Genomic DNA, 12,374 nt, shown 5'->3' on the forward strand with positions numbered 1-12,374 from the left:
CGTGCGAATCGGACTCATTGTTGGACCCTGGTTTACCGTCCCGCCCGAGAAATATGGCGGAACTGAACGCGTCGTTGACGCCTTGGCCTGTGCGCTCTCGGATGCCGGCCATGACGTCCTGCTGGCAACATCATCTGACAGCACCTGCCCTGTGCCCCAGCTTCCGGGATTTGGCCCCAGCGAGCCCGAGGATGTTGGCCTCAGCTTGAGCGAACTGGCCCATGTCATCAAGGCTTACAAGGGGCTTCAGGGCGTGGATATCATCCACGACCACACCCTTGCCGGCCCGCTCTACGCGCATCGGCCCACGAACATCCCCGTGGTGACCACCATCCATGGCCAACTGACTCCACGATCCGAGGGCCTCTACCGGGACATGGCCCAGGACACCGGCATCATCGCGATTTCCCGCGACCAATGCAGCCGCGTCCAGGACCTCCCGGTATCAGCCGTGATCCACCACGGCATCGACCTCTCCGCAGTGGCTGTCGGTAAGGGAACCGGCGGTTATGCCTGCTTTGTTGGAAGGATGTGCCCGGACAAAGGACTCATGGAAGCGGTGGGGATCGCCCGGGAAGCCGGGGTGCCGCTCCGCATAGCGGCCAAGATGCAGGCTCCCGACGAGCAGGAATACTTCCGTGACGTGGTGCAGCCCGCACTGGGTCCTGACGAAGAATTCCTTGGCGAACTGTCGGACCCCGAAAAATACGAACTCATGGGCGATGCGACTGTCCTCCTGAACCCCATCCAATGGGCAGAACCCTTCGGCCTGGTCATGATTGAATCGTTGGCCACCGGCACTCCCGTACTGACCACGCCCATGGGCGCCGCGCCGGAAATCGTGAGCCACGGTGTCACCGGCTACTTGGCGCCGGCAGATGAGCTGGCGGGCTTCATGGGGTCGATTGGATCCTTGAGCCGCGCAGCCTGCCGCCACGAAGTCGAGGAATCCTTCAGCGCCGCAAGGATGGCGGCGGACCATCTGGAGCTCTACGCCAGGGTGATCGAACAATTCGGGGGTACAGGGCTTCCAGTCGGCCGGAACTTGCAAGAGAATCAGAGGCAAGCTCCCATCAACCTGTGATCGACACCCAGGAAGAAGGACGTGTGACCGCTTGGAACGAAGACACCGAGGCCGGAGCGTCCGAGCTCGGAGCCGTGACCGTCGTCGAAGGTTCATCCTTCTGTATCTCCTCGCACTCGGGTGATGTTCACGGAGGCGGCTCCCAGGGCGCGTACTACCAGGACACCCGCGTGGTTTCGCGGTGGGTGCTGCGCATCAACGGCGAGCCTCGCGAACCCCTGGTGGCCCGCAATCCCACGGCCTTCCAAGCCGAATACGTGGGACGCGCGTGCACGGAAGATGGCCGGTTCGAGAGCCCGCTGCTGGTGCAACACCAGCGCACCGTCGGCTCTGGCCTCCGGGACGACCTCACCATCCGGAACTACTCCGCGCAGCCCACCACGTGCGCCATGGAACTGCTGATCGACGCGGACCTGGCCGACCTTTTCGACGTCAAAGGCGGCCGGGCAAGTACAACCGGGGAGACCGTCAGGTCTGTCCGCGGGAACGATCTGCATATCGAGTCACTGCACGCCGACGGGCAGCGCCGCGGCGTATCCTTCCAAGCCCAGGAAGCTACAGCTACCGAGGACGGGCTCACCTTCCAGGTCACCATCCCGCCCCGCAGCCACTGGTCCACCACAGTGATCGCCCTGCCACTGATCAACGGCAAAGCACCCGACAACCCGTTCATCGCCGGCGCGCCCCTGAGCCACAGCGTGGCCGCCCAACGCTACGTCCAATGGGAAGAGCACGTACCGCGTATCCGGCTGACAGACCAGAACGTGACGGACGTGCTGGACCAGAGCCAACGCGACCTCGGCTCCCTCCGAATTTTCGACGATAACCACCCCGGGCGTGCTGCAATCGCGGCCGGAGCACCATGGTTCATGGCGTTGTTCGGACGCGACTCCCTCCTGGCCTCCTACATGTCCCTCATGATCGACCCCAGCCTGGCCGCGGGAACCCTCCAAACCCTGGCCGGCCTGCAGGGCAGCAAAGTGGACATCGATTCAGAGGAAGAACCGGGGCGGGTGCCCCACGAAGTCCGTTTGGGAGCCAGCGCCGGCTTGTCCTTGGGCGGCACGGCGTACTACGGGACAGCGGACGCGACACCCCTTTTCGTATCCACGCTTGGCGAACTCAGCCGCTGGGGCCTGGGCGAGGACATCATCGAATCCCTCCTTCCCCATGCCGACCGGGCCATCGACTGGATGGAACAGTACGGGGACAAAGACGGCGACGGGTTCATCGAGTACCAGCGGCCCAACAAGCATGGGCTGGTGAACCAAGGGTGGAAGGACTCCTGGGACGGCATCAACTTCGCCGACGGCACGTTGGCTGAGACCCCGATAGCGCTCTGCGAGGTGCAGGCATACGCTTACGCGGCCTACGTGGGCCGGTCCCTGTTGGCGCGCGCGGCGGGCGACACCGCCGTCGAACGTCGCTGCGCCGACCGGGCCGAAGCCCTGAAAGCTGCCTTCAACGAACGGTTCTGGCTCCCGGACCGCGGGTATTTTGCGCTCGCCCTGGACAAGGACAAAAAGCCCGTGGACTCGTGCACCTCCAACATGGGCCACTGCCTGTGGGTGGGCATCGTGGATGAAGACAAAGCGCCGCAGGTTGCCGAACGGCTCATGTCACCGGAGATGTTCACCGGCTGGGGCATCCGCACCCTGGGCTCCGACATGGGTGCCTACAACCCGGTCAGCTACCACAACGGTTCCGTCTGGCCCCACGATACAGCGCTCGCCGCCACCGGGCTCATGCGGTACGGCTTCGTGGAGGAGGCCAGCAAGGTGGCGGGTGGATTGTTCGACGCCGCCGAACACTTCGGCGGCCAGCTCCCCGAACTTTTTTGTGGCTTTGACCGCGGCGACTTCACCAACCCGGTTCCGTATCCGACGGCGTGTTCCCCACAAGCGTGGGCGGCTGCGGCACCGGTCCAACTCGCCCGGATCCTGCTGCGGTTCGATCCCGACTTCACCCGCAGTGTGCTCCACCTGGCGCCGATCCTGCCGGCTTCCCTGGGCACCTTTGAGGCCGACAACGTGCTTCTGGGGCGATCACGGATCAGGGTGGAAGCGAACGGTTCTTCCGGCAGCGTTGCCGGTCTCCCCGCGGGACTGGAACTGAGGTCCGATCCGCGGCCGCCCCTTACCGGCGAGCTGTTCGGCTAGAGTTCGTGCTCCATGACGAAGTCGTGCTCTACGGTGTTACCCAGTTTGAAGGACTTGGTGCCCACTTTCTGGAAACCGCTCTTCTCGTAGAAGCGGATGGCTTTGGCGTTCTCGCTGTTCACGCCGAGCCAGACACCCGCCGCGCCCTTGTCCGCGGCGTTGGCCAGGGAAGCCTGCATCAGCCTTGATGCCGCTCCGTGGCCGTGGTGGTCCGGGTGGACATAGCACTTGCTCAGCTCCGTGGACGGCAGGAACGAGAGCACGGAGGCGACGTCGGGATCGCTGGCCGGCTTGGCAACCAGGAGGGTGTAACCGTTGAGCTGGCCATCGTCGTCGAGCACCAGGATGGTGATCTTCGGATCGGCCAAGTAGTCCAGGAAGTTGGACTCGCTCAGCGTCTTCTCAAGGTGGGCCTGAATGTCCGCCGGTGAAGCGCCGGGCGGGCAGGCCAGCGGAAAGGTGACGGCTGCCAGCTCAGCCAGTTTCCCGGCGTCGTGTGCGGTTGCCGTGCGGATGGTCTCGGTCATGTGTTTCCCCCTCGGAGTCCCTTGGGCAGCTGATGCCCCTAAGAACGAATCTTAAGGGCATCAGCTGGGCGAAAAACTCCGGATCACAAAGTAGGGGTGGCCCTGACGGCGTTGGTGCCCCTGTCCGCGACCACCTGCGCATCACTGCCGGAATCGAGGATGGTGTTGCGCGCTGAAGCGGAATCCACCTGGACGGTGGTCACGGCCAGGTCCTCTACGTCATCAGTGGCCAAGAGGGCATCCACTTGGGCTTCGAAGCAATCATCGCTTGTTGAGGAGTGGACGTTCATGGCCACTACATGGTTGTTGGACACGAAGTTTCCGGCGCCCTCGCGCAGCCGGACGATGACCGGCGTCGCGCCTTCCGGACGGATGCTCGCCGAGTCGATGATCTGCGAGAAATGGTTGCCGATCACGGAGTTGTTGCTGCCGCTGACGGTGAGGATCCCGTGCAGGTCGTCCAGCCCGTTGTCGATCCCCAGGAACGGTGTCCACGGCTCATGGTCGCGCAGGAAGTGGTTGGTGGCTACGAGGTTCTCAGAGCTGTTGCCTTCAAGGACCACCATGCCCGGGTAGAAGGAATGCAGGCGGTTGTTGGTGACGCTCGAGCGGGTGACGCCGCTGAACCGGACGCTGCTCGCCCCGCGGGGGAAGACGTTGTTGGCAGTGACCAGCAGGCCACCATGGTTCTCGGCGTAGATCGAGTGGCCTTTGAAGCCAGCCCCGATCAGGTTGTCCGTGATCTTGGAGGCCTGACCCCAGCCGCGGAGTTCGATGCAGCTTCCACACTCGGCAATGAAGTTGTTGTGGATAGAGAGGGCGTCCGCGTTGTGGATGGTCAGCGCGTGTTCAAGGTAGATGAAGCCCATTTCGTTGATGCGGAACGAATCGTTGGCGCTGGCCACATGGATGCCGGTCTTGCCGTTCACGTAGGTGTTTTCCGCGGGCAGGTCCGAGCCGTCCGGGGTGAAGTGCAGTCCGTCGATGCAGAAGTTGGCGAACTCCACTGAGCTGATCCGGGGGCTGCCCGCCCGCTCGACAAGGAACGCGGCTCCACTCGCAGGGTCCGCGCTGTCACCGACGGGGAGGTCAACCAGGACGCGGCTTCCCCCGGGCCACAGCTCGTGGAGATCCGGCCATTCGTCTTCGGGAACGTTGAACCGGATGCTTGAGGACGTAAAACCGTGTCCCGAGCCCTGGATCCTGAGGAAGCTGATGTCAATCAAAACCTGTGTCCGCAGGCGGTAGTCGCCGGGCGGGAGGTAAATCACGGCTCCCGGCTTGCCGCCGTCGTTCACGTTCGAGACGTTCTGGCGGTCCTTGATGTCGGCGATGATGCTGTTGATGACCTCGCCGACATCTTCGGAGGGATTGCCGACGTGCCAGCTGGTCACGTCGTAGTAGTTGCTGCTGGACATGGTGTGGATCCTCTTGGAGTGGGGGAGGTGGTCAGATGGCGGGTTGGTGGTCGGGCAGTTCGGCCAACAGCTCGTCCGACGTCGGCGGGTTGGCGCCCGCGCGCCGCACCGTGATGGCCGCGGCCTTGGTGGCCAAACGCCCCAACGACTCCAGGGCTTCCGACCCCAGCCCTTCGGCTTCCCTTGCCAGGAGCCCGTAGATCAGGGCGGCCATGTAGGAGTCGCCGGCGCCAATGGTGTCCACCACTACAGACCTTACGGACGGAACCAGAACCTGCGCTCCCGGGGTTGAGAGCAGCGATCCATCTGAACCCTTGGTGACCACGGCAAGGCCGGCCCCCAGGTGCAGGATGCGTTGCGCAATGTCTTCCAGCGCCAACCCCGGATAGAGCCATTGGGCGTCCTCATCGCTGAGTTTGACCACCTCAGTGAAGGGGATGAGGTCCTCAAAGATTCCCTTCGCTTCGGCCTGGCTGCCCAGCAGCGCAGGCCGGATGTTGGGGTCGTAGGTCACCAGGCAGCGCCGGTACGACTGCTCCAGGAGTGTCCGGACTGCCGCCGCTCCGGGTGCAAGGAAGGTGGCGATCGATCCGGTGTGAAGAACCTTGGGAAGGGTCATCGGTGCGGTGGAGGGCAGGTCCCAGGTGATGTCGAAGTCGTAGTGGGCTGAACCGTCGGATGCCAGGGTGGCGGTTGCCGTAGCGGTTCGGTCCCGTTTCCCGGGACCAGCCAGGAGCTCGACGCCGGCACTGGCCAGGTGCCGCTGGATGGCGGCACCGTGGTGGTCGTCTCCGATGGACGTCATCAAGGCGGTGCGGACGCCCAACCGGCCAAGTCCGTAGGCGACGTTTGCCGGGGATCCTCCGGGGTGCTCCACAGTACCGCCGGGGGCGACGACAATATCCACCAGGGCTTCGCCAACAACTACAACGTCGGGGTCTGTTCCAGGGTGGGCAGGTTTTGCTTCTTGCATTCCGGGCTTTTCCTTAGGCGATTGATGAGACGGCGAGCTTGCGGACGGTTGCAGTGCCACCCTCGGCAGACAACCAGTTCTGGAGGCTGTTGGCTTCGGGAAAGACGAGATCTGTCAGGACCACTTTGCCGTCCTGTGCGAAGACTTCCACGGAGCATTGATCCACGACGATCAGCAGTTTAAGAATGCCGTCCTCCAAAGCGGCCGGGGCCGATTCCACCGATGCGAACTTCCCGTGGAACTGCGTATCTCCCGACTGCCTGCGGTCCAGGGTGAGCCGCCCGCTGCGTGTGCTGTAGCCCAGCACCGTGCGCTGGCTCCCGTCGGTGCTGCCAAGCAGGCTGAACTCAACGCGTTCGGCGCTTCCCGGAACAATCTCGGCTTCGATGACTTGTGCGGTACCGGGAACGGCGTCGGCCAGCCTCAGGGCAGTGCCGTCCAGATTGAACGGCGCGGGACCGGGCACTGGGTTTTCCTCCACCCGCTGTTCGGGAAGGACCGGTTGCTGGATCAGTTGGAGGGAGCCGTTTACTGAACTGAGCCGGAGTTCCCGTGCCAAGGTCATCGAGGACCGCCAGGGCGCCGTGGGCAATTGGTTGGCGTAGTCCCAGTTGTTCATCCAGCCGATGGTGATGCGCCGGTTGGCAGGGACGTTGCTGAAGGACACGGAGGCGTAGCAGTCGCGGCCCCAGTCCAGCCAGAGGCATTGCTGCAGCGCCGCCTGAGCCGCATCCTTGTCGGGGAAGGACGACAACCCGGCGGGAGCGGCGAGCGAGCCCGCGTCCGGGACGAAACGGACGCCGTCGAAGTCCCCCACGAAGTACTGGCCGCCCGAACCGCCGGCCACGGCACCCGGGTTGACGTTGACGATCAGCACCCATTTGGTGTTGTCCGGATCGCCGTCCACCGCCAACGGGAACAGATCGGGGCATTCCCATTCACCGGCGTCGGCGTTGGCCGGCCCAAAGTCGCTGAGGAAATCCCACGATTTGAGGTCCCGGGAACGGTACAGGACCACTTTCTGGTGCTGCGCTTCAACTGCGACCATCACCCAGAAGGACCCTTCTGCGCCCTCGTAGCGGAAGACTTTGGGATCCCGGAAGTGCGCTGAATTCCTGGTGAGGACAGGGTTTTCATCGTATTTGAGCCACGTCATTCCGCCATCGGTGCTGTAGGCGAGGGACTGGGCCTGCGTGCCGCCGTACGGGGAGGCGGCCTTGAAGGCGCTGGTGTAGACAGCCACCAAGGCTGGGGAGCCGACCGTTCCAAAACCGGACGTGTTGCCGTGGTCCACAACGACGCTTCCGGAGAAGATGTCCTCAACCTCGTCGCCGGCAATAGCGACCGGGTGCTCAGTCCAATGGATGAGGTCGGGGGACGTGGCATGGCCCCAGGACATGTTGCCCCAGACGTTTCCGTAAGGGTTGTTCTGGAAGAAGAGGTGGTACAAACCGTCGTGGAACACCAGGCCGTTGGGATCATTCAGCCACGTGTCGCTTGCCGTGAAGTGGATGGCAGGGCGGAACCGGGGGGTTACGTCCGGGGCTGTTTCCGGGCGTGCGGCATCAAGGCTACTGGACATGTGGTGCGTTCCTTTTGGGACGTTGAAGTGGCTGGCTGGGTGTTAGCGGGGAGCTGCGACGGAATCGCGGGTCACCAACGGACAGCCCAGGATGGTGGGGTGGAGTGCCATTAAGGACAGGTCTTCCTTGCCCTCAATGGCGTCAATAAGGTGTTCCGTAGCCCAGGCCCCCATCTCGTAGTGGGGGAGGGCGACTGTGGTGAGGCCGGGGTGGAGGTTGGCTGCGATCAGTTCCTGGTCGTCAAAGCCCACTACGGAAAGGTCGCGGGGAATGCTGAGTCCCAGTTCGGCGGCCGCCCGGTAGGCACCCATGGCCATGCGGTCGTTGTAGCAGAACAGTGCCGTAGGCCTCTCCGTCCGCGAGAGAATGCGTTTCGCCGCCTCATAGCCGCCCTGCACTTCGGAGGCCTCGGACTCGACAGGTGCGGCATCGCCGTCGAGCCCTGCTTCGTTGAGCATGGCCCGGAAGGCCTGCAGCCGCTGACGGGTTGCTGGCACATCATCGGTGTTGTTGATGAAGCCCACCCGGGTGTGGCCGGCGTCGAGGAGGGCACCGACAGCGGCGCGGGCGCCGCCATCCTCGTCCGGTACCACTGCGGTGATGTTCCCGCCAATGGCAACGGAGTCCACCAGGACCGATGGGACGCTGGCCAGGTTCTCCGGAAGTTCCACGTTGCGGTGGTACATGGTGGCGTAAAGGATCCCGTCCACACGGCGCTCCAGGAGGGCCTGCACGTCGGCTTGCCTTGATTCGAGGCTGGCCGAACCCGGGGTGTTGATGATCATGAGGTTGTACCCCCGGGCTTTGGCGGCCTCATCAGCGCCAAGGATGATCCTGCCCGCGTGGGGCGTGGTGGCGATTTCCTCGCTGACCAGCCCCAGCATGCCGGTCCTTTGCGTACGGAGGGCCTGGGCCAGGCGGTTGGGGCCGTAACCGAGTTCTTCGGCGGCCATCCTGACTTTGTCCCGCGTTTCGGGGCTGATCCGGGCATAGGAAACCTCGTTGAGGACGTGGGACACGGTGGTGACGGACACGCCGGCGGCGACGGCTACGTCCTTGATACCGATGTTCTTGCTGCTCATTGACTCCCACGTCCTTATGGTTGGTGACGCCCCCGAAGGGGCTATCAGTAGGCTACTCGTTGATGGTGGCGCTAGCCCTTGACCGCACCCAGCGTCATGCCCGCCACGATCTTTCGCTGCAGCAGGAGCGTCAGCAGGATGACCGGGATCGAGTACACCGCGGCGAGGGCCGTCATGGAACCCCAGTCCAGGCCGAACTGCGTTTGGAAGTTCGCGATCACCACTGGCGTTGTCTGGGAGCGGATCGCTGTCATCAGGAGTGCGAACAGGAATTCGTTCCAGGAAGCCAGGAAGGCGAAGATCGCTGTGACGGCGATACCGCCGGACACCACGGGGAGGACCACCCGCCACAGGGCACCGAGCCTGCTGCATCCGTCCACGGTTGCGGCTTCTTCAAGGTCCCGGGGGACGGATTCGAAGAAGCTGGACATCAGCCAGATCGAGAGGGGCAGCGAGATGGTGGTGTGCGCAATGGACAGGGCTATGGGGGTGTCGGCCAGCCCTGCGGAGGACATCATGGACGCCAGCGGAATGCCGATGGCCACCGGCGGGACCATGCGGGTCACCAGTGCGGCCATGATGAACACCCGGCCGCTGGGGGTCTTGTACCGGGTGATGCCGTAGGCGGCCGGCACTGCCAGGACCAGTGACAACAGCGTGCTGATGACCGCTGTTTGGATGCTGTTGATGAAGGACGCCACCACGCCGCTGCGGCCCAGTGCGCTGGTGTAGTTCTCCAGCGTCCACTCGCGGGGCAGGATGGTGGGCGGGACGGCGATGGTGTCGATCGGCGTCTTGAACGACGTGAACAGCAGGTACAGGAACGGGAAACCGTACAGCACCATTGCTACCGCCAGCAGGATCCACAGGATGGTCCGCGTGCTGCGCCGGCCGGCTTCGAGCCCTTCACGGTTGACCCCGCGACGCCGGAGCACTTGTGGTTCGCTAAGGCCCGACGGCGGCTGGCTGGCTATGGTGGCTACGCTCGCGTTGCTCATCAGTTGTCCTTTCCTGGCCGCCAGATGGTTGCCACTGCGACGAAGGCAATGGCAAGCATGGCGAGGAGGTAGATAGTGCCCATGGCGCTGGCGAGCCCGGGGTCGCCGAAGCGGATCATGGTGCGGTAGATCAGCAGGCTCATCGTTTCCGATGCCGACTGTGGTCCGCCGTTGGTCTGGATGAGGATGGTGTCAAAGGCCCTCGCAGCGTCGATTCCGCGGACCACCAAGGCAACAGCGATCACGGGGCGCAGCAGCGGAAGGATGATCCGGAACAGGAGCGCTGGAGCCCGGGCGCCATCCAGGCGGGCGGCCTCGAGCAGGTCGCCGGGAATGTTCTGGAGGCCGGCGAAGAGCACCAGGCACATAAAGGACGTCGTGAGCCAGATATCTGGGATGGCCACCGAGAACAACACAATGTTGGGGTCGGACAACCACCCGATCTGGTTGGGGTCCGACAGGATGCCTGCCTGATGGAGGAGCGTTCCGATGAGGCCGAAGTTATCGATCATCAGGAACTTCCACAGGAGGCCCGCAACGATCGGGGCGATCATCAGGGGGTAGAGGAACACTGTCCGCCAGATCTGGGACTTCTTGCCCAGGGCAGTGAAGAGCAACGCCATGCCGAGGCCGAGGGTGAACTCCAGTGCTACTACCACCACGGTGTAGCCCAAGGTCCGCCATCCGGCGCTGGTGAAGGCCTCGGAGGTGAATGCGGTGACGTAGTTTTGGAACCCCACAAAATCGCGGGGGCCGCCGGCGATGGGGGAGATCTTGAAGAAGCTGTCCGCCACCAGGCGGAAGAGCGGGTAGGCCACGAATACGGCCAGGAACAGTGCCGCGGGCGTCATCAGATAGAGGGCGAAGCGGCGATCGGAGATACGCACGGTTTTCTTTTCTGCTGGTTGGGACCGCGGCCGGCACTGTCATTTGAGTGCTGATGGTGCCGGCCGCGGAGTCTTTACTTCAGGAGGTCCTGGATCTGCTTCTTGGCATCGGCCAGGAGGGCTGAGGTGTCGCCACCGGCCACGGCCTTCTGCAGCAACGGGATCAGGACGGTATCAACGATCTGCTGCCACTTGGCGGTGGCGGGGCGGGTGGCCGTTGCCTGGCCGTTGAGGGTCTCGATGAGTGGCTTGAAGCTCTCGTATCCGGGCTGGTCCTGGTACTTCTGGAAGGCGCTGATCCGCGATGCCAAACCGAGCTTGGATTCGATTCCCTTGTCGTTGTAGTCGTAGGCGCACTTGACGAACTTCTTGGCAGCGTCAGTGTTCTTGGTTGCCTTGGGAACGGAGAGGTACCACGGTCCCGGAACGCCTGCGACGCCGGCGCTGCCGCCAATCATTGCTGCGGCTCCCACCTTTCCTGCCACGGGAGCATCGGCGGGAATCTGGCGGTAGGCGTGGGCCCAGAATCGGGTCATGGCGGTCTTGCCTTGGTTGAACAGGTTCTGTGCTGCCGCCCAGTCAACCTGTGCTGCACCGCTCGGGGCGTCCTTGGCCAAGCTCACGTAGAAGTCCAGGGCTTCCTTGTGGGCGGCGTTGTCGATGACCACATTGTTGTCCTTGTCCAGGACCATGGGGGAGCCGGCCTGGAGGACGTGGGCCAGCCATTCGGTTTCAACTGCGCCCTTGACGTCCGTGCCGTACATGCCGTCCTTGGTGAAGAACTCCGAAATGTCCTGGTACTGCTTCCAGGTCTTGGGCGCAGCGAGCTCGTAACCGTACTTGGCCTGGAAATCGGCCTTGTTCTTGGCGTCCTCAAACAGATCCTTGCGGTACAGGATGATCTCGGCGTTGGTCCAGGCCGGCATGCCGATGAAGTGGCCATTTACGTTTGCTTCCTTGACGAGCGCGGGGAAGATGTCCTTCTTGGCGTCGTCGGTAAAGAGCTCGTCGATGGGTTGGACGGCGTCCTTGAAGCTGGGCAGCCAGACCGAGTCCAGGGCTGCGACGTCGAAGGACACGTTGCCGGAGGAGAACTCGCTGGAAAGGCGGTTGAACATTCCGTCGTAGGGGAGTTCGACGAAGTTCACGTCGACGCCGGCGTCCTTCTTGCACTGTTCGGCGACGCCCGTGAGTTCGGCGTGGCCTCCGGCTTCGACCAAAACGTTGATGGAACTGGATCCTCCGGATCCGCCGGATGAGGGCGCCGGGCCTCCGGCGCCACAACCGGTGGCAACGAGTGCGACGGCGGTGCACAGCCCGCCGAGGGTGACGAGCTTGGAGATGGTGTTTCGAGTGGACATCGCTGTCGACTCACTTTCTCTTGAACGGAGTGGCAAAAACGGTGCTGAGGTTCATTTGGGTGACAAATCGTTTTGCCAAAACGACTTGGCAAGAGTTTAGGCCTCTAATATTTCTGGTGTCAAGGGTCACATCGGCGGGAGGTCCGGAGCGGATCGTGCCAAAATACTGGCCCGGATTTTGGCGTTGACAGCCCTCACAACTGCTCTTAGTGTTTCTCCCAACCCCCCTTGGATAAACGATTTGGCACGCCCGTGCCTGACTGCCACGCCGAGGCGCCGGGCTGTGGACGAGGACTGACAGG

Annotated in this window: 10 protein-coding genes; 2 read left to right on the forward strand and 8 right to left on the reverse strand. The window is 63.4% G+C overall.

What is annotated here, in order from left to right; translation table 11 throughout:
- Nucleotide 1 precedes the first annotated feature (1 nt).
- A complete protein-coding gene (locus QRM57_RS01660) occupies nt 2-1,084 on the forward strand; it encodes a glycosyltransferase family 4 protein (protein ID WP_284985305.1) in 1,083 nt (360 codons plus the stop codon).
- A gap of 23 nt (nt 1,085-1,107) precedes the next feature.
- Nucleotides 1,108-3,243 (forward strand): amylo-alpha-1,6-glucosidase, encoded by a 2,136-nt coding sequence (locus QRM57_RS01665; RefSeq protein WP_284985306.1) that lies wholly within the window; start codon nt 1,108-1,110, stop codon nt 3,241-3,243.
- Here QRM57_RS01665 and QRM57_RS01670 read toward each other — a convergent pair.
- The 8 genes from QRM57_RS01670 to QRM57_RS01705 all read right to left on the reverse strand — a co-directional run bounded on the left by QRM57_RS01670 (nt 3,240) and on the right by QRM57_RS01705 (nt 12,072).
- Nucleotides 3,240-3,770: a GNAT family N-acetyltransferase gene (locus QRM57_RS01670; protein WP_284985307.1), complete on the reverse strand. Its 531-nt coding sequence runs from the start codon at nt 3,768-3,770 to the stop codon at nt 3,240-3,242. The two genes, QRM57_RS01665 and QRM57_RS01670, sit on opposite strands and share 4 nt — an antisense overlap.
- Nucleotides 3,771-3,853: 83 nt before the next feature.
- Nucleotides 3,854-5,188: a right-handed parallel beta-helix repeat-containing protein gene (locus tag QRM57_RS01675; protein WP_284985308.1), complete on the reverse strand. Its 1,335-nt coding sequence runs from the start codon at nt 5,186-5,188 to the stop codon at nt 3,854-3,856.
- Nucleotides 5,189-5,219: 31 nt separating this feature from the next.
- Nucleotides 5,220-6,161 (reverse strand): carbohydrate kinase family protein, encoded by a 942-nt coding sequence (locus tag QRM57_RS01680; RefSeq protein ID WP_284985309.1) that lies wholly within the window; start codon nt 6,159-6,161, stop codon nt 5,220-5,222.
- Nucleotides 6,162-6,174: 13 nt separating this feature from the next.
- The gene (locus tag QRM57_RS01685) at nt 6,175-7,743 is read right to left on the reverse strand and encodes a glycoside hydrolase family 32 protein (RefSeq protein WP_284985310.1); all 1,569 of its coding nucleotides are present in this window, start codon (nt 7,741-7,743) and stop codon (nt 6,175-6,177) included.
- A 42-nt stretch (nt 7,744-7,785) separates the two neighbouring features.
- A complete protein-coding gene (locus QRM57_RS01690; protein WP_284985311.1) occupies nt 7,786-8,826 on the reverse strand; it encodes a LacI family DNA-binding transcriptional regulator in 1,041 nt (346 codons plus the stop codon).
- 71 nt (nt 8,827-8,897) lie between these two features.
- The gene (locus QRM57_RS01695) at nt 8,898-9,824 is read right to left on the reverse strand and encodes a carbohydrate ABC transporter permease (protein WP_284985312.1); all 927 of its coding nucleotides are present in this window, start codon (nt 9,822-9,824) and stop codon (nt 8,898-8,900) included.
- Nucleotides 9,824-10,711, reverse strand: coding sequence for a carbohydrate ABC transporter permease (locus QRM57_RS01700; RefSeq protein WP_257370482.1), 888 nt, complete (start codon nt 10,709-10,711; stop codon nt 9,824-9,826). The genes QRM57_RS01695 and QRM57_RS01700 overlap by 1 nt, the downstream gene beginning before the upstream one ends.
- 74 nt (nt 10,712-10,785) lie before the next feature.
- A complete protein-coding gene (locus QRM57_RS01705; RefSeq protein WP_284985313.1) occupies nt 10,786-12,072 on the reverse strand; it encodes an ABC transporter substrate-binding protein in 1,287 nt (428 codons plus the stop codon).
- Nucleotides 12,073-12,374: the final 302 nt, after the last annotated feature.

Source organism: Arthrobacter sp. fls2-241-R2A-172 (genome assembly GCF_030208885.1).
GTDB lineage: Bacteria > Actinomycetota > Actinomycetes > Actinomycetales > Micrococcaceae > Arthrobacter.